Below are 17,731 nucleotides of genomic sequence, written 5' to 3'. Positions count from 1 at the left end.
TGTAGAAGTGAAATTCGGGGGCATTGGTGGAGAATAGTCTGATACTGATTGTCGAGGACGAGCCAGATATCGCTCGAATCCTAAGTGCCTACCTAGAGAGCGAGGGGTTTAGAACGGTGCGCGCGGCGGACGGGGAAACCGCGCTCCAGCATCACAGCCTGTTATCTCCGGACTTGGTTCTGCTGGACGTGCGCCTGCCAAAACTTGACGGCTTTGCTGTCCTTGGACGGCTGCGGCAGTCGGACAACACGCCAGTTATAATGATCACCGCTCTGGCTGAAGATCTGGACCGCCTGAGTGGCCTGCGACTTGGGGCTGATGATTATATTCTCAAGCCTTTCAACCCTCAGGAAGTGGTTGCTCGCGTTAAGGCAGTGCTTCGCCGAACGAACGCCGTCCATCAAGAGGCCGTTCGCAGGTTTGGTGCCCTGGAAGTCGATTTTAAATCGTATTCAGCATTCGTTTATCATGATGAAAGTCGTACCGCACTCCAACTAACACTCAGTGAGTTTCGTATTCTTGCCTACATGATCCGCCGTCCAACACACGCTTTCGAGCGCGGCGATATTCTGGATGCATGTCTTCCGGAAAGCGACGCTCTCGCACGGACAGTAGACACTCATATCTCAAACCTTCGAAGAAAGCTCGAAGACCTGGGACAAGCGGGATTTTTTACTGCGGTGCGAGGCATCGGCTACCGCTTTTGTGACCCCAAATGAAGTTTCCATCCTTATCGCTTGCAACATTAACCGCGATCATCATAACCGCGATGCTTCTGCTAAGTGTCGGGCTGGCCTATCTCGGTGTAAATTGGTACTCCAACTATCTCGAGGAAGGGCTCTTGCAGCAGCTACCAGCGGATGCTGCGGCAGCTTATCGCGATTTCAATTCCGGCATCGTCCCAGACCGCGACGGACTAAAGGTACTTTTTGAATATTTGAATGGATTTTCAGAACCACTCGATTGGAACCTTTATGTTTCAGTTTTGGTTTCTGGTCTGCTGTCGGCAGCGATTTGCAGTGCAATTGGCATTTATCTCGCCCGAAAGATTGCCAGACCGTTGGAAGAATTGACGGTAGTCGCTGAAGGGCTGAAGTCGGGTGATTTTTCCGTTCGCATGACACGCAATCATAAAAGCACTGTAGAAATCGGAAGCCTCATTGAAAGCTTCAACTCGCTTGCGACTAGCCTGGAGACGATGGAAAAAAGACTGCGTTTTAACAATATGGCCGTAGCGCACGAGTTGCGGACCCCTCTGACGATACTCAGGGGCACAATGCAAGGCATGGTTGACGGTGTGTTTCCCATGGAAAAAAACACCCTCGTAAATCTTTTGATGCAGGCTGAGGGCCTGTCGCGGATCGTGGAAGATTTGCGCGTCCTGTCTCTTGCAATCGGGCAGCAACTCGTTATGCATCGGGAAGCGGTTGATCTCGCGCTCCTGATCAATGGCGTACTTGATACTGCTCGGCCAATGTTGAAGGCGAGCAACATTAGTGCTGAATCGGAACTGCGGTCGAGCATCGCAAATGTCGACGCCCATCGCATTAGACAAGCAATCCTCGCGCTCGTCGAAAATGCCTGTCGCTACGCATCGAAGGGCGCAATCTTGCAATGCAAATTGGAACAATTGGAAGACGGCAGCCATAAAATCCAGATGACAGATCGCGGCCCCGGGTTTCCTGTTGAGATGTGTGCCGTTGATGTCAGTCCGTTCTGGCGAGGAGAGACGTCACGATCGCGGGATACAGGTGGAACGGGTCTCGGTCTTTCCGTTGTTCGGGCAATAGCCGCCGCACATGGCGGAAAGCTCGAGCTAACAAACCGGCCGGGTGGGGGTGCCTCTATAACAATCACACTCCCCCACGTCTGTGGTTAGCGGTTCGCCTAAAAGCTCAACTGCAATCATGCAGCTTCAATATCGCGAACGGGAGGGTTTCCATAAAGACGACTATATTCACGACTGAATTGGGAGGGGCTCTGATAGCCGACACGGTGACCTGCAGTGCCCGCATCAAGTCTTTCTACAAGCATCAAACGACGCGCTTCCGTTAATCTTAATTGTTTTTGATATTGTATCGGTGACATCGCGGTTACCGCTTTGAAGTGATGATGGAATGAGGATGCACTCATGTTGACGTATTCTGCCAATTGATCAATCCTGAGGGGCAGGGCAAAGTTCTGCCGCAGCCAGCCGATTGAACGAGCGATCCTGTTTGCATGGCTATCAATGGTTGCGATATTGATGAGGCGCTCCCCACCCGGACCCGTCAAAAGTCTGTAGAGGATTTCCTGTTCGATCAGCGGAGCCATGACCGGGATATCGTTCGGTTTATCGAGAAGGCTCAACAGTCGGATGGATGCTTCAAGCAATTCGATAGGAGCGGCGTTGACAGCGATCCCCCGCTTGATCGTATTGGGGATAATTTGGCGGCGAATGTCCAATTTTGCCAGCAGTGTGACGAGCTTCTCACTGTCGATGGCCAGTGACATGCAAAAATGTGGTGCTTCAATACTTGCCTCCGAAACCCGCCATGTAACGGGTAAGTCGAGTGATGTGACGAGATATTCGCCTGTCGCGTAGTTGATTGTCGCCGAGCCAAGCTGCAACGATTTGGCGCCCTGAAGTACAAGCGCCAGACAGGGCCGGTAGCTACCATGACAAGGAGTGCTCGGTGAAGTGCGGCGGCTAAGCGACAGTCCGTCGATTGCGGTGTGAACTTCGCCGTCCTCGCTAATAATACGTGCTGCCAGCGATGCAAGCTCGCCATATGCCTGTGCTGCCGACCTCATTGCGTCCTCTTAAAACTTCGCGTTAGACCAAAACATATATAGACCGAGCCGCCAAAAGTGTCAGTCTGCACCGATAACTTTTGCAGGATTGTGCAAGAAGCACGTAGGATTGGTCTAACGATTTTCACAAGACTAGTTCATATTCAATCGTCTCGATCCTCCCCTATGACAAATAATGATTGGAGTTTATTATGGCGATTGCAAGAGGCTATGCCGCTACCGATGCCGATCAGCCGCTGGTACCCTTCACGTTCGAGCGTCGTGAGCCGAATGTCGATGATGTGGTGATTTCGATCCAGTATTGTGGCGTTTGTCATTCCGATATTCATACTGTTCGCAACGAATGGAGAAACGCTGTTTATCCAATTGTACCAGGACATGAGATTGTTGGTGTCGTGACTTCGGTCGGCGCCAACGTTACAAAATTCAAGGTTGGCGATAAGGTCGGTGTCGGTTGTTTTGTCGATTCTTGCGTCGGTTGTGCTTCAAGAGATCTGGACAATGAGCACTACCTGCCAGGTTTGGTTCAGACCTACAACAGCACAGACGCGGATGGTCAAACCCGCACGCAAGGTGGGTATTCAGACCAGATTGTTGTGAAAGAAGGCTATGTATTGTCGATACCGGATAACTTGCCGCTCGACGCGTCGGCACCACTTCTGTGTGCCGGTATAACACTTTACTCGCCGTTGCGGCATTGGAAGGCAGGCCCGGGCAAGAAAGTTGCCATTGTCGGAATGGGCGGGCTCGGTCACATGGGCGTTAAACTCGCAAACGCGATGGGCGCAGAAGTGACGGTTCTGAGCCAGACGCTCTCAAAGAAAGAAGACGGCTTGAAACTGGGGGCAACCGCCTATTATGCAACGAGCGATGGGCAAACATTTAGTGAACTTGCCGGTACGTTCGATCTAATCATCTGCACCGTCGGTGTGGCAGTGGATTGGAACGCCTATCTGGGACTGCTGAAAGTCGATGGAACAATGGTTGTTGTTGGTGCACCCGAAGACATGGTGCCGCTTCATGCCTTCTCACTCATTCCAGGTCGTAAAAGTCTCGCTGGTTCCATGATCGGGTCGATCAAGGAAACGCAGGAGATGCTCGACTTCTGCGGTAAGCACAATATTGTTTCTGAAATAGAAAAGATTGCAATTCAGGATATCAACGAAGCTTATGAACGCGTTTTGAAAAGCGATGTTCGCTACAGATTTGTCATTGATATGGCTACACTGGCTGCGTAAAGAAAAGGCGGCCGCAAGGCCGCCTTTTTACTGGTTTAACGAAACTATCAGTGCGTTCCGACAGCTTTTCCATAGACGCGGATAACGTTTCTGACGGCTTCGACCATCAATGCATGTGGCGTGGCTTCAACCTTGCCAGCTGCAACAGCTGGATAAAGTGTGCCGAGATACTGGCTGATCAGCGTCTCAGGAATTTTACGACCTTCAAGACGCTTCAGCAACGAATTGACGGCGGCTGTGGCTTCCGGATGCGGCCAGTAATAGCGAATGCGGTCGCTATAGGAGAAATGGCGCTGAAGACGCAGCTCTTCGGCATCGCCATGATAATATTTCTCCCAGTTCTTGGGCTCGTTGAGAAGCAACTTCTCAAGCTTGCCACGAACGGTCTCTTCTTCGGGCAGTTTGTCTAAGAATGCCGCTATCTGATCAAGGCCATAGAGTGCTTCACGCAGCGCAAACGTCAGGCCCGGTCCGACTTTCAGAATGGCAAAGCCATCATGAACCAGAGCCGACAGCGCCTCAACCGGCTGGTAGTCGGTCGAATGTGCTTCAAAGACGAATTGCGGAGTTTCGTTGAGAACGCCGCTTAAAGCGGTCGCTTTGTCGCTGTCGTAATAGACAACGTTTTCATTGCCGAACTCCACACCCGGCTGCACAACAACGCCGATGGCGCGAGAAAATGCATCCTCTAAACCAAGGGCTGCAAAAGCCTTGCGATGAATGGCGATGGTTTCAAGCGCTGCATCTGGATTGGTTAGTTCCAGATCTTCTATTTCCTCCATCGCGCCGCCCGGGATCGGGACTTCCGTGCCGACAATATAGACCGGCAGATCAAAGCCGGATTCAGCGGCCGCCTTTTCTGCAACCTTGGCAAGACGGGCCGCACGTTCAGCGGTTACCGCATCAGGCAGTGCAACCGGTTCCCCTTTGCAGCCCATGGACGTATCGAGGTGAATTTTGGTAAAGCCTGCACGCACAAAGCTGTCCATCATCACTTCGGACTTGGCCATGGCTTCTTCAGCGCTAAGGTACTTCCACGGATTGGGGCCGAGGTGGTCACCACCCAGAATAAGGCGGCTTGTATCAAAACCGAGACGTGCAGCAATGTCTTCGACAAAATGGCGGAAATCTGCAGCTGTCATGCCGGTATAGCCGCCATCCTGATTGACCTGATTGCAGGTGGCTTCGATCAGAACGTCGGTGTTGGTTGCAATGCCTTCAAGAAGGGCTGCTTCGATAACCAGAGGATGTGCCGAGCAGATCGAGGTGATGCCGCCCCGCGCACCGCTCGCATAGCGCGCTGGAAGTTTGCTCAAGGTCTGAGTGCTGCTCATAACGAGACTCCATTTTTGTCCAAGAAAGCAGCAATTTCGATCATCGACGTTGTGCCTTCCATTGGGCCTTTTACCTGAACGGCACATGCACCCGTTGCATTGGCAATCTCCAGAGCCTCTTTAGGCGGCATGCCGCGAAGCCAACACGTCACAAATGCTGCACCAAAACTGTCTCCTGCACCGGTTGGATCGACTTCTTCGACGTTAAAAGCGGGAACGAAGACTTCACCTGAGCAATCAAAGAAACTTGCGCCCTCTGCGCCACGTTTGATTACAATTGAACCGATACCACGACCCAACAGCTCTGCGACCGCAGCTTTTTCATCTACTGCCTCGGTGAAGAGAAATATCTCTGGTCCACTTGGCATGAAAAGATCGGTATTTTCGAGTGCGTGAAAGAGCGCTTCTCGCATTCCTGGCAGTTCAAGCATTTCCTTGCGGATATTGGGATCGAAGGAAACTGTACCGCCCTTAGCCTTGATGCGTATTGTCGCCTCATGGATGGCTGAAACAATTCCTTGGGAGAATAGTGCTGACCCCATGATATGCAGATGATCGGCATTGTTGAGGAGGGTGTTCGCCTCCTGTGTCAAGGTGATCGTCCCGCAAGCACTGTGTTTGATATTGAAGATGAAGTCGCGATTTCCGTCCTGCCGATAGCGCACGAATGCACTGCCCGTTGCAGCCGTTGGATGTATGCTGATTGCAGACACGTCGACCCCGTCGGACTTCAGTCGCTCAATGTTCAGCGCGCCGAAATCGTCATTGCCCACAGCGCTAACAATGCCACAGGGCTGTCCCATCTTCGCCACTTGATCAATGAAAATAGCCGGGGCGCCCGATGCAAAAGGACCAATGAGGGGAATTGCAGATTTGAAACCATTCCCGATTTCAACCGCCATGATCTCGACGACGATTTCGCCAATTGTGATGATCTTTTTCATTCTGTCTACTGTTGTTTAGGTTCTGACGGATTTCGAGCGAACATCAAGCCAGACGGCTACGAGAATAACGACGCCTTTGACGATGAGCTGGTAGAAGTATGGCACGGAGAGCATATTCATTCCGTTGTTGATCACACCGATGATCAGTGCTCCCAGTATAGTGCCAACCATAGTTCCAACGCCGCCTGCAAGCGAGGTGCCGCCTAAAACAACTGCGGCAATTGCATCAAGTTCGTAGCCCATGCCAGCATTGGTCTGTGCTGAAGAAAGCCGTGAGGACAGCAATATCCCGCTGATTGCTGCCATAACGCCGGAGAGCATGAAGACGATGATCTTGATACGATCGACCCGGATTCCTGAATAAATTGCTGCTTCTTTGTTGCCACCTGCTAGATAGATGCGCCTTCCAAAGACAGTTTTGGACAAAACTATGTAGTTAATGAGAAAAAGGACAGCGACGATCCAGATGATGATAGGAAGGCCAAGCCAGCTCTCAGATCCGATGGCGAGCCACGCATCATTGTCAATGATTTCAGGGGCGCCATTCGTGGGTAGACTGACGGTACCTCGATAAATTCCCATGGTCGCTACGGTGACGATGAAAGAGGGAAGCATTAATTTTGCAGAGAGCAAGCCGTTTAGCCCGCCCATAATTGCGCCGGCTGCCAATGTAAAAATTACTGTTGGGGCAAAACCAAAACCCATAGCGAATGCCTGAGCGGCAACCATTCCTGAAACAGCGATAATGGAGCCGATCGATAGATCGATTTCACCGAGCAAAATGACATAAGTCATCCCATATGCAGCAACTGCAATGACCGCAACCTGCTGCATGATGTTCATGAAATTGTTGAAAGCGAGAAACCGCGGGTTGAGAACTGCGAAAACAATGCACAGAACGACGAGCGATATCACGATGCCGCCGTATTGGCGGATGAGTGGGGAGGCAAAGAGCGAACGACGGATTTCGGCGTCTGCAGCTTTTGTCTGAATGTTGTTTGTCTTGTTCATTTATGCATTCCTGCTGCGTAGCTCATGACAGTTTCCGGAGCTAGGTTTTCGGCGTCCAATACAGCGGCGACACTCTTGTTGTGCATCACGACAACCCGATCGCTCAATCCCAACACTTCGGGCAATTCCGATGAAACCATAAGAATAGCCGCACCTTTCGCGGCGAGTTCACGAATAATTCTGTAAATTTCATATTTAGCGCCGACATCAACGCCGCGGGTAGGCTCATCAAGGATCAATACGCGCGGTTGCATCTGAAGCCATTTTGCTAAGACAATTTTTTGCTGGTTTCCGCCGCTGAGAGATCCAGCGATTGTATCAATTGAGGCCGTTTTGATGGCAAGCCTTAAAACTTCGGCTTTTGCGCTTGCTCGCTCGGCCGATGAGCGCATTAGCCCAAATGGTCCCGCAAGCTGGCCGAGTGCCACCATGTTGATGTTTCGCTCTACAGTGTGAGGCAGGACGAGGCCTTCTTCCTTGCGGTTCTCGGTAACAAAAGCAATTCCACTTCGGATGGCCTGAGTGGGCGAAGTCAAGGTGATCGTCTTTCCGTCAAGAGCGATTTCTCCCGTCGGCTGATACATACCAAACAAAGCTTTCATAACATCGGATCGGCCCGAACCAACGAGACCGAACAGTCCAAGAACTTCACCCGGCTTTACGTCGATGTTGACGTCGTGGAATTTTCTAGCAACAGTCAGATTTTTGGTCGCGAGAATAGCCGGAACATCGATTGGCGGGCGCAACGCCACGCGTGGCGGATAGATGTCGTTCATCGCGCGCCCAACCATCAGAGCGATCAGCTTGTCAATCGATGTCTGCTGCTTTTCTATCGTGGTCACAAATTCTCCGTCTCGAACAACCGTAATGTCGTCAGAAAGCCGCATGATTTCTTCCATGCGGTGGGAGATGTAAATAACCGCTGTGCCACGCGCCTTTAGGCGCTCAATAATCGAAAACAGGATCTCCGCCTCGCTATCAGATAATGACGAGGTTGGTTCATCCAGAATGACAACGTCAGCCGGCTGGCTTAGACCTTTAGCGATCTCGACGAGCTGACGTTGAGCAATCGAAAGATCGCCGACTTTACTGCGTGGATCAACGGGAAGGCCCAACTCTGTTATGAGTTTGCTCGCATCGTTGTTCAGTGCGTTTTCACGGATAAACCCGAACCGGCTTGGTTCATTATTGGCAAAGATATTCTCTGCAACTGTGAGATTGCGAGAAAGGCTTAGCTCTTGAAAAACAATTGAAATACCGGAGGCTCGTGCGTCACGCGGGTTTTTTGGAGCGTAGTTTGTACCCCGCAATTTAATTGACCCTGATGTCGGCTGGAACACGCCAGCAAGGATTTTCATCAGCGTCGATTTGCCCGCGCCATTTTCACCGAGCAACGTGTGTACGCGGCCACGACGAACGACTAGGTTCATCCGCTTAAGCGCAATGACGGAGCCAAAGGATTTAGCCACATCGGCAATTTCAAGGACGATATCTGTATCGCTGGCTTTTGCGGATTTGGTCGCCGGCACGATCTACCTCGACTTTCCTATTAAATAAGCACGCAGCATGACTTCAGAAATTGTCATGCATCGGCCGCTGGCAATGCCATAGCCGCGGCGACGCGGACCCGTGGTGAAGATCGCGTCGCCGCGCTAAGAAGAAATGACGACTGGGAGGCGTATCGTCATTTCACGCGGTATTACTTGGATTCACCATCTTTTGTGACGACGCCTGGAACGATTGGTTGTTGCGCAGGTACCGTTTCGCCCTTGATGACTTTAACCGCGGTCTGGACTGCAACTTTGCCCATTTCATCCGGGTACTGGGCTATCACACCGACCATCACAGGATCGCTTTTCACCGCATTGCGCGCTTCTTCCATGCCATCAAAGCCAATCACCTTAACTTGGCTTTCGAGCTTGGCAGCTTTAACAGCGGAGGCTGCAGCAAGGGCTGCATCGTCGCCGAACCCAAAAATTCCTACGATATCTGGGTTAGCTTGGATAATGTTCTGAGCCGCTGATAACGCTTCAGAGCGTGTGATGCCCGGCTGAACCGACACAATCTTGATATCGGGGTATTTGGCGATTGTCTTTTTGAAGCCTTCAACTCGATCCACAACCGATTGAACGGTTGGATACTCGATCACAGCCACATTTCCTTTTTCACCAATTGACTTAGCCATAAGTTCGCCAGCCTTCTCACCGCCAGCAAAATTATCTGTACCAACAAATGATGTGACATCGACATTATTCGCAGGTACGTCGACTGTAATTACCTTAATGCCGGCTTTTTCAGCTTTGTTGATGGCAGAGCGGACACCCTTGCTATCTACGGGCGAGATGATAATCACGTCCACGTCTTTGGTGATGAAATCTTCAACATCCGCGAGCTGTTTACTGAGGTCCTGATTGGCGATCGACACTTCCAAGGGCACATTCTGAGTCTCAGCTTCTTTCTTCATCGCATCTGCCAGCGAAATGTAGAAAGGATGCTGCTGAGTGAGTAGCGATGCACCAATGCCTTCGGCTGCGGCAAAATTTGTCAGCATAGCGAGAGCTACGCCAGAAAAAAGCATACGTCCAAGTGACTTACGAAACATGATTTCCTCCGAGTAGAACCGGCATTCACCGGACCGTCCTTCTGATCTGGGACACAAACACTCCTGCTGGCTCAAGACTGAACAGCGACGTCTTTAACCTCCCTGAAGGGCAGGCTCCTTCTTGGCGCGGAACGGCGCCGCCTCTAGACATGCTAGAGCTTATTCAACGAGTCAATATTAAAAATTATCACGTGTAAAAAATATATCGCTACAAATGCCAAAAGAATGTGTGAATCATGCGGAAATAACTGGGAAAAACAACGTGCAATCATGCAACACCCATATATCGGTTGCATGGATACTAAAAAAAATTTACGCATAGAAAGAAACGTGAACCCACAGTGTATAGTGCTGACTGAATCTGGAAGACTGAAAATGGGCGATCACAAGATCAGGACTATGGAGGAGTTTGCGGCGGCGAGTGGACTGTCGCGGCCGACTGTATCAAAATTCTTTGATAATCCACAAAGTGTAAAACCTTCCACGCGGGCGCGAATTGAGAAGGCTCTCAAAGATTATAATTATCAGCCAAACATTTTTGCTGTGAGCCTTAACCGGAAAAGGCCAAAAAATATCGGCGTAATTGTCCCGCACATTTCAGATCCATTTTATGCTGAGATCATCCGGCAGATTGAAACGCGCTGTCTTGCGGAAGGTTATTGGACAATTGTGCTCTCATCGCATGGCGATCGGAAGCTTGAAGCACGTGCAATGCGTAGCTTGATGTCTTTAAAGATTGCTGGCGTTATGATGGCTCCGCTTGGATTTGAGACAGACGCAAAGCTTTTGGCTAGCCTATCCAGTGCGATGCCGGTCGTCTTTCTGGACAATCGTATTGGAGAGGATCAACCGTTCGTCGGGACCGACAACCTCCAAAGTATCGGAAATATCACCGAATATCTGCTTCGTACCGGGGAAAATCCATGTTTCTTGGAGATGCCGGCGGTCAACCAAAATGCGCTCGACCGACGCGCCGCCTATGTTGCAACAATGGAGCGCCTTGGAGCTGATCCGATCGTGCTGCCAATGGTTGCCAAAAGCTGGAACTTCGAAGAGCTTGGATATCAGGAGGCAGGGAAAATTCTTGATCGCGGCGGTTTTCCGAGCCGTGCAGTGCTCTGCGCAAATGATCGATTGGCTTTCGGGGTCATTTCTGCAGCATTCGAACGCAGACGCCATGTCGGGCGCGAAGAAGGATGTGATTTGCGCGTTGCTGGCCACGACGATCACCCGTTGAGCCGTTTCACGTGTCCACCGCTAACCACTGTTGCCCAAGATTATCGAACAATTGCTCAGCTTGGTCTTGATATGCTGTTTTCGCGGATCAACGCCCAAGAGAGCGGTGCTGCAGTTGAAGCCGAGGTTCGTCGCCTTGGCAGTCACCTTATTATGCGGGGCTCCGCATAGAGTTAACCATCTGCTTGACCAAAGTGTAAAAAACTCGGTCTCCTAATCCGCTTTTGTCATTTGAAGTGCCGCACAGGCATTTTAAGCCGCGAATGCTCGTCTCTTATTAGGCAAATTGACTGGTGATCAAAACGATCTCATTCTGTGGCCTCAGGACCATAGATGATGTCTTCGCAGAGATTGATGATAGAAATCGCGATTTGCAGCCGGTCCCATCCGGCCTTTTCAGCCTCATTCACGAGGTTTCGAAACGCAGGTTCAAGCGCTAGGTCGCATTCGAGGCGATATTTATCCTGATCGACCGCTGCGGTTGGATGAGTAATAGAAGTTGCCGTTCCCATCTTTCTCACAAATTTTTCGCGCGTTCTTCGATAGCGCCTTTCAATATTCAGCCAGGTAGTCTCGAATAAAGCGAGATGTCTTGTTGATCAATTGGACTTGTCAAGATTTCTTACTGTTACCCGCCGAGTGGCGCCGCACTTGTTTAACTGACCAAAAAAATCTCGTGCGAGCATTACAGGTCATAATTAAAGCCTGTATGAAATGCGTTCCAAGGTATATATTATTTCTGTCCTGGTGGGCGTTGTAAGGACCAGACCTGAGGCCTGGCCCTTTACACGAGCATTAACGCTGTGAGACTGGGCGTACCAGTGGCGTTACACGTCGTATTGTCACCCGCCTGTTTTCTTGTTCGGCGGCTTGAGTTCGAATTTTCAAGAAACGCTCTCCGTACCCCTGCGTCACTAGATTCTCTGCAGGAATATCGTAAACCTCCGTGAGAAGACTTGCCACTGACTCTGCCCGGCGATCCGACAACACCAAATTTGACCGGTCGGAACCGACAGCGTCGGTGTGTCCTTCAATGAAAAAGGTTTCGCCTGGGTCCTTTGCCAGAACCTTCTGCATAGCCGTCGCAACCTTTCGCAAGGTCTTGGCCTGAGACAATGAAACCTCGGCGCTGCCAGTTGCAAAATGGATGGTATCCAGGTCGATGCGACGGACCTTGTCACGGAGACGCGCGGAATGGCGAACTTCATCGATTGTATAAACACGCTCCACGCGCTCTACCGGCGGCAAGGCCAAAAAGTCGTAGAAATCACGTTCCGGATCATCGGCCACATCGATGATGTAATCTTGTACGGGAATGGTCAGTCGCATCGGCGGCAAATCATATCCGACGTCGAAAATCGCGGCCCGTGGGGTTTCATCGTACTCCGGCGCATAGATCATCAGATACTCATTACCATCGCGATCGATACGCGAACGCTGCACGATATCCCCGTAGCGGTCGTAGACGGTGACGATTTCATAACCACCTGGTCGAACGATCGTTTCGCGCAAGCGACCGCGAGGAAGCTCGTCATAATAGGTTTCTTGCGCATCGCGGCGGAGACGAGGACGATCATCCCCGCGAACAAAGATACGATCACCTGCATCAAGAATGACACGATTGTCAATTTGTTCAACCACTTTGACATTCGTGACGTTGTTGTTGACGGTAGTGTTATTGACAGTCGTGTTGTTGATGATGGTATTGTTGATAATGTTTGTCGTCTCGGGAACAGCGAATGCCGGTGCTTCTTTTATGCGCGTGCCATCCTCTTTAAGGTTCGCTTCAATTTTTTGCGGTAGCGCCTTCTTCAACTCATCCGAAAACTCAACCTGCGCCGATGCGTCGTCGACCGGTGGAGGTAAAATTTTCTCCTCCGTGGCACGCTGCTGTTCACGGGACTTGCGGCGCTCCTCGCGAGACTGATTGCCTCCAAAATTATCCGCGTCCTTGTCACTATCGAGAACAGCGGCACCATTTTCAACTGGAAGTACGACCGTGTCATCGGTGCTCGAAGGATCCTTGGCAATTTCCTGCTGTTGTTCCTTGGTCCGCTTATCCACGATTTCTGCTTTGGGTTCTGTTAACGGATCAGTGACAGGCTGCTCGGCTTCTTGTTCAGCATTAGGCTGCTGTGGTTGCAAGGACGGTTGCTCACTCGACGCGGGCCGCTGATCAGAATTCGTCTCAGGATTGGCCTTAGGCTCGGCATCCACGGGCGCAGCAGGCTCCACTACCGGCTGTGCGTCGGCGGGTTCCGTCGGCTGAGGATTAAGATCCGGCTTTTCTTCAGGTGAGGATTGCTCAAGCGGTTGCTCAGGCTGCTCAGGCTGCTCAGGCTGCTTTTGCAGCGGCACCTTGTCTGCTTCTTCCCCTGCCTGCCGCTTGGCTTCATTTTCAATCGTCTGCTGCTGCTCCGTCGTTGTCTGTTGTTCAGCCGCTTCGCGACGGGCTTTGTCCTCTGCCTGCTTGAGCTCATCAGCCTGACGCTGTTCTTGCTCATCGGCTGCCTTTTGTTGCTGCTCAGCTTCGCGTTTGGCTTGCTCCTCAGCTGCCTTTTGATCTTCCTCAGCCTGACGCGCAGCATCTTCAGCCTGTTTGCGACGGGCTTCTTCTTCGAGCGCGTTTTGCTCATCCACTGCGCGCTGTGCCTCTGCGGCGTCACGTTGCGCCTGTTCCGCAGCCCTTTGTTGCTCTGCAGCCTGTCGGTCTGCTTCTTCCTGCGCTGCTCGCTGCTGCTCTTCAGCGTTGCGACGATTTTCTTCCTCTGCAGCGCGTTGCTGCTCTTCTGCCTGTTTACGGGCTTCTTCGGCTGCTTGTTGCATTTCTTCAGCCTGTCGCTGACGCAACGCCTCGTCATCAGACGGTTGCTCGCCACTATCCTGAGCAACGACGAATGGTGCGTCCCGTGTTTCAGCATGAACGGGTTGCATCATCATTGAGGCCGAGAACGCCGGCAAAACTACAGTTGCGAGAAGTCGCGAGCGAATAGTCATATCCCTCTCCTTACGAAGGCAGCAGTTTCACAAGCCTCAAATCCATCCATATTTGACCGATCGGGCGTGTCTTGACGTCATGATTATTTGTTGAATTTGAGCAAAATTCGGCGACATCACAAAAACGTTAGCAAAAATTTTATGAACAAGCCCTGAATATCAGCGCTCACATATTTTGAATTAGATTGAACATTCCGGTTTGAAATGTCGAGGAATAGGATAAGTTCCATTCGATTATTGAGTTAGGGGGCACGCAAAAGTTTTGCCAGGTGCCACGGACGGCCTTCGCAGCTCGATCGAAGCAAGCTGGAAAATTTCGGGCTTAACCGAGGGCGAATGCATGGGGGATGCAGCTTAGTGGACGCCAAATCGGTTTTCTTAACCGTCACACTGATAATTCTGGCTAATGGCGGAATGCTGAGTGCGATCAACCGCGATTTTCCAATATCACTTCGGCCGGCTGCTACCAGTTGGATGTGGGCTACACTTCTTGTTGCACTGGGTTGCGCCACCTTTGCAGCCGAAAAATGGATGCCGCGTAGCATCTCCGTGACCCTTGCAAATGCATGTCTTTTTGGCGGGCTGTGTCTGTATTACAAAGCTGTCAGGCAGTTTCATAATCTCAGACCAGATCCGTTCTCATGGATCGTGACATTGTTGGGAATGGCCTTCTTTAGTTATTTCATTTTTGTTGTCCCCAACACGCTGGCACGCATTATCGTCGTTTCCATTGTTTGGATTTTCCTCATGGTGGCAAGCATAAGAATACTTTCTAATCGGAGCTATCGTGATGGTGCTCGCAGCCGGCTGATGCTTCTTTGGCTCTATGTAGCAGCTTTGCTTTGCACAGCAGCACGAGCCCTGTTTTATGTGGGTATGACCCCGGACGCGGGACTGAATATTGCCGATAATACCAATTGGATGAACACCATCACACCCGTATTTCTTGCAGTTCTCCCTATTATCGGGACGACTGCTTTTATCCTGATGTGTACAGACCAGATCCGCAGACGCTGGGAACGCGCTGCTTCGAAAGACTATCTGACTGGCCTTCCCAATCGCCGAACTTTGAATGAGGTCGGCTTGGAGAGATTTCAGGCCTCGAGAGGGGGAGACGTTGAGCACGCCGTCGCTGTTCTAGATATAGATGACTTCAAGCTGATTAATGACAATCATGGCCATCAAACAGGGGATCTCGTTCTCAGACACGTCGCGACTAGATTGCAAGCCTCCATGGAAAAAGGAGATTTTGTCGCGCGCTCGGGAGGCGAGGAATTTGTTATCATTTTTGGCCATGCCAACAGCCAAATCGCCATCACAGCGAGCGAAACGATAAGAAGGAATATTGAAACAGATGTCTTTTATCTTGATGGCGGTGCTGTGAACGTCACCGTTTCAATCGGCGTTGCAACAGCAAAAACAACGACGCAGACGTTCGAAAGTATTCTTCGTAGGGCTGACATGGCACTTTACAAAGCCAAGTCGAATGGCAAAAATCGGGTTGAAATTGCCCCGACGTAAAGTGGCGCGATGAACCTATGTGAGATTTTGCGTGACAGAGCGTGTTGCAGAAATCATCATCGGAACAAATTGCCTCAGCAGTGTATCTTCATTGTAGCGCAAGTTCGAAGCTGCAAGGACCGCCGCAGCGGTTGTATGACCATCAGGAAGATAAATGGGTGCAGCCAATGCGATATCATTGGCGTAGACCTGCTCTTCAGCAATGGCAAAGCCGCGCTGCCGTGTCTCGTAGATCCGCCGCCAAATCTGTTCTGGATCAAAGACCGTTTTAGGAGTGAAGGCGCGGAGGTCACTTCGCTCAAGGATGTCATTAATCCTTATATCATCTAATCCCGCCAGAAACACGAGCCCTGCGGCAGAACAATATGCAGGAAGCCGACTGCCCACAATGACGTCGTTATCAAGTGTATTAGAAGAAAGATAACGGGCGAGATAAATAATGTCGGTGTCGTCAAGCAAGGTAAGAGAGATCGTTTCCCCCGTGCTCCGATTAAGATGCAGCAGATATGGATGAGCCCTTTGCACCAGCAGGCTCGATCGCGTGTAACGATAGCCCATATTCAATGACTTGGCAGCCAATTCGTAAGTCTTGCTGCCGGGCACTTTCTGAAGATATCCAAGATGGAGCAGCGTGTGCGCAAAGCGTTGCGCAGCCGAACGATCAATTCCGGCTCTTTGGGCGAGCTGGGTCAGCGTCTGGCGCGAATGCGAAGGATCGAAGGTCTCAAGAACGCGGAAAGCTTTTTCAACAGAGCGGACCAACATTGGATCATCTTGTTCATCTGCGTTCAGTGTCATTATAAACCTACCCTCCGCCTTTGATATCGCACTATCAATACCACTCGCGTAGTCAATAATAATTTGTTCGCATATAGATAAAAGAAATCTATGCGGTTTTGCCCAAGACAGCTTCGCAAAAAAGCATAGGTGCCATATTGCGGCACCTATGCGGCTCTTCTAGAAGCGAATACCTTCAGGCAGTGCAGTCGTGTCCATGCCCGCATCCTTGAAGCCTTCAAGAAGGAGGGGGACAATGGTTTGCTTTGTACGGTTTTCGTCAGCCCACTTCTGAAGGAAGGCTTGTACCCGACCATCCTCGTCTTTACGAGTAGCTGCAGAAACCGGAATGCCGTGTACGGGTTCTGGAACAGTGTAGCTCGAGAAAACAGCCTTCGCACTCTCGAAGGTCTTGATGCAGATAGGCAGTTCCTGCAACATGTAATCAGCGCGCCCAGATTGAACCGCCATGATGGCTTCGCTCATTTCTTTCAGGCTCATGATCTTCGCTTTGGGCATGTCCTGCTTGATGAAGTTCGTCTGGGCGGCACCCGTGACCATTGCAAATGTCACGTTTGGTGAATCATACTCGGACCATGTTTTGAGTGGTTCTTTGCCTTTTGCTCCGATGACGCAATCCGACATTTGCCAAACAGGCCCAGCCATAGCCAAAGCCTTTTTGCGTTCCTCGGTTGCAGTCATTCCAGGGAAGATATCAAGGCGTCCTGACTGCAGATCGAGCACAATGCTCTGCCAGGTTACTTCACGCCACTTCAGCTTGAGCTCCTTGCCCATCGCCTTACCGAGATCCGCAGCCATCTGCCGGCATACTCGCGGGCCGTAGCCTGCATACTCCAATTCTCCGCCAACGTGGAACGAAGTCGGAGGATAATTGCGCACCCCGCCGCATACTACCTCTCCGGTCCGCTCGATCTTGTCCCATACCGATTCAGCCATTGCCGGCGCTGAAACTGTGATACCTGCGCAGACCATGAGCGCGGCTGTCATCGCTTTAATCATCTCATTTATTCCCTTTGAAGGACCCTTCTTTGGAGGGCTTTAATTTCACCGTGGCGACATTGTCTCGAACCGATATCCAACAACAAGCGAAAAATCATTTTTGAGACCGATCTCATTAAAAAACATCTGAAAATAGTATAATAGATATCCGAACGATCACAATGCGATTAAATATAATTGATATTCGCGCATAATGATACTTTGTGTGCAAATTTACTTTGCACCATCAGCGAATCGAGCTAGCTGCGAAAAAAAGCG

Annotated in this window: 15 protein-coding genes; 5 read left to right on the top strand and 10 right to left on the bottom strand. The window is 50.9% G+C overall.

What is annotated here, in order from left to right:
* Positions 1 to 26: 26 nt before the first annotated feature.
* Both KMS41_26460 and KMS41_26455 read left to right on the top strand, forming a co-directional pair.
* Positions 27 to 719 (top strand): response regulator, encoded by a 693-nt coding sequence (locus KMS41_26460; protein ID QWK81356.1) that lies wholly within the window; start codon positions 27 to 29, stop codon positions 717 to 719.
* Positions 716 to 1,879 carry a HAMP domain-containing protein gene (locus KMS41_26455; GenBank protein ID QWK81355.1) on the top strand — a complete coding sequence of 388 codons (1,164 nt, stop codon included), beginning with the start codon at positions 716 to 718 and terminating at the stop codon, positions 1,877 to 1,879. Before KMS41_26460 ends, KMS41_26455 begins: the two co-directional genes overlap by 4 nt.
* Before the next feature lie 26 nt (positions 1,880 to 1,905).
* On the opposite strand, the gene KMS41_26450 is transcribed toward KMS41_26455, so the two are convergent.
* Positions 1,906 to 2,793 (bottom strand): AraC family transcriptional regulator, encoded by an 888-nt coding sequence (locus KMS41_26450; GenBank protein ID QWK81354.1) that lies wholly within the window; start codon positions 2,791 to 2,793, stop codon positions 1,906 to 1,908.
* Positions 2,794 to 2,984: 191 nt separating this feature from the next.
* Between KMS41_26450 and KMS41_26445 the strand changes: the two genes are divergently transcribed.
* Positions 2,985 to 4,031 (top strand): NAD(P)-dependent alcohol dehydrogenase, encoded by a 1,047-nt coding sequence (locus KMS41_26445; protein ID QWK81353.1) that lies wholly within the window; start codon positions 2,985 to 2,987, stop codon positions 4,029 to 4,031.
* A 47-nt stretch (positions 4,032 to 4,078) separates the two neighbouring features.
* Here KMS41_26445 and KMS41_26440 read toward each other — a convergent pair whose 3' ends face one another.
* From KMS41_26440 to KMS41_26420, 5 genes are all read right to left on the bottom strand, one after another.
* Positions 4,079 to 5,365: a D-tagatose-bisphosphate aldolase, class II, non-catalytic subunit gene (locus tag KMS41_26440; GenBank protein ID QWK81352.1), complete on the bottom strand. Its 1,287-nt coding sequence runs from the start codon at positions 5,363 to 5,365 to the stop codon at positions 4,079 to 4,081.
* A complete protein-coding gene (locus tag KMS41_26435; protein QWK81351.1) occupies positions 5,362 to 6,309 on the bottom strand; it encodes a sugar kinase in 948 nt (315 codons plus the stop codon). Before KMS41_26435 ends, KMS41_26440 begins: the two co-directional genes overlap by 4 nt.
* Positions 6,310 to 6,324: 15 nt before the next feature.
* Positions 6,325 to 7,275 carry a ribose ABC transporter permease gene (locus KMS41_26430; GenBank protein ID QWK81877.1) on the bottom strand — a complete coding sequence of 317 codons (951 nt, stop codon included), beginning with the start codon at positions 7,273 to 7,275 and terminating at the stop codon, positions 6,325 to 6,327.
* 41 nt (positions 7,276 to 7,316) lie between these two features.
* Positions 7,317 to 8,849 carry a sugar ABC transporter ATP-binding protein gene (locus KMS41_26425; GenBank protein ID QWK81350.1) on the bottom strand — a complete coding sequence of 511 codons (1,533 nt, stop codon included), beginning with the start codon at positions 8,847 to 8,849 and terminating at the stop codon, positions 7,317 to 7,319.
* A gap of 170 nt (positions 8,850 to 9,019) precedes the next feature.
* Positions 9,020 to 9,922, bottom strand: coding sequence for a substrate-binding domain-containing protein (locus tag KMS41_26420; protein ID QWK81349.1), 903 nt, complete (start codon positions 9,920 to 9,922; stop codon positions 9,020 to 9,022).
* 375 nt (positions 9,923 to 10,297) lie between these two features.
* On the opposite strand from KMS41_26420, the gene KMS41_26415 reads away from it, so the two are divergent.
* On the top strand, positions 10,298 to 11,329 hold the full coding sequence (locus tag KMS41_26415; protein QWK81348.1) for a LacI family transcriptional regulator: 1,032 nt from the start codon (positions 10,298 to 10,300) through the stop codon (positions 11,327 to 11,329).
* Between the two features lie 137 nt (positions 11,330 to 11,466).
* Here the strand turns inward: KMS41_26415 and KMS41_26410 are convergent, their stop codons facing one another.
* Positions 11,467 to 11,670: a hypothetical protein gene (locus KMS41_26410; protein QWK81347.1), complete on the bottom strand. Its 204-nt coding sequence runs from the start codon at positions 11,668 to 11,670 to the stop codon at positions 11,467 to 11,469.
* A gap of 283 nt (positions 11,671 to 11,953) precedes the next feature.
* Positions 11,954 to 14,155, bottom strand: coding sequence for an OmpA family protein (locus KMS41_26405; protein ID QWK81346.1), 2,202 nt, complete (start codon positions 14,153 to 14,155; stop codon positions 11,954 to 11,956).
* A 357-nt stretch (positions 14,156 to 14,512) separates the two neighbouring features.
* On the opposite strand from KMS41_26405, the gene KMS41_26400 reads away from it, so the two are divergent.
* Entirely contained in the window at positions 14,513 to 15,676 is a 1,164-nt protein-coding gene (locus KMS41_26400) for a GGDEF domain-containing protein (GenBank protein ID QWK81345.1), read from the top strand.
* A gap of 15 nt (positions 15,677 to 15,691) precedes the next feature.
* On the opposite strand, the gene KMS41_26395 is transcribed toward KMS41_26400, so the two are convergent.
* Positions 15,692 to 16,474, bottom strand: a complete 783-nt coding sequence (locus KMS41_26395; protein ID QWK81344.1) for a helix-turn-helix domain-containing protein — start codon at positions 16,472 to 16,474, stop codon at positions 15,692 to 15,694.
* Positions 16,475 to 16,633: 159 nt separating this feature from the next.
* A complete protein-coding gene (locus KMS41_26390; GenBank protein ID QWK81343.1) occupies positions 16,634 to 17,473 on the bottom strand; it encodes a transporter substrate-binding domain-containing protein in 840 nt (279 codons plus the stop codon).
* Positions 17,474 to 17,731 lie beyond the last annotated feature (258 nt).

This window comes from Ochrobactrum sp. BTU1 (assembly GCA_018798825.1).
Taxonomy (GTDB): domain Bacteria; phylum Pseudomonadota; class Alphaproteobacteria; order Rhizobiales; family Rhizobiaceae; genus Brucella.
Note: the sequence above shows the minus strand (reverse complement) of the source record. Positions and strands in the feature narration are given on the sequence as shown.

Excerpts from the sequence above, each read along its gene's own strand:
- KMS41_26455 (QWK81355.1), top strand. The coding sequence starts at position 716 with ATGAAGTTTCCATCCTTATCGCTTGCAACATTAACCGCGATCATCATA.
- KMS41_26450 (QWK81354.1), bottom strand. The coding sequence starts at position 2,793 with ATGAGGTCGGCAGCACAGGCATATGGCGAGCTTGCATCGCTGGCAGCA.
- KMS41_26445 (QWK81353.1), top strand. The coding sequence starts at position 2,985 with ATGGCGATTGCAAGAGGCTATGCCGCTACCGATGCCGATCAGCCGCTG.
- KMS41_26440 (QWK81352.1), bottom strand. The coding sequence starts at position 5,365 with ATGAGCAGCACTCAGACCTTGAGCAAACTTCCAGCGCGCTATGCGAGC.
- KMS41_26435 (QWK81351.1), bottom strand. The coding sequence starts at position 6,309 with ATGAAAAAGATCATCACAATTGGCGAAATCGTCGTCGAGATCATGGCG.
- KMS41_26420 (QWK81349.1), bottom strand. The coding sequence starts at position 9,922 with ATGTTTCGTAAGTCACTTGGACGTATGCTTTTTTCTGGCGTAGCTCTC.
- KMS41_26415 (QWK81348.1), top strand. The coding sequence starts at position 10,298 with ATGGGCGATCACAAGATCAGGACTATGGAGGAGTTTGCGGCGGCGAGT.
- KMS41_26410 (QWK81347.1), bottom strand. The coding sequence starts at position 11,670 with ATGGGAACGGCAACTTCTATTACTCATCCAACCGCAGCGGTCGATCAG.
- KMS41_26405 (QWK81346.1), bottom strand. The coding sequence starts at position 14,155 with ATGACTATTCGCTCGCGACTTCTCGCAACTGTAGTTTTGCCGGCGTTC.
- KMS41_26395 (QWK81344.1), bottom strand. The coding sequence starts at position 16,474 with ATGACACTGAACGCAGATGAACAAGATGATCCAATGTTGGTCCGCTCT.
- KMS41_26390 (QWK81343.1), bottom strand. The coding sequence starts at position 17,473 with ATGATTAAAGCGATGACAGCCGCGCTCATGGTCTGCGCAGGTATCACA.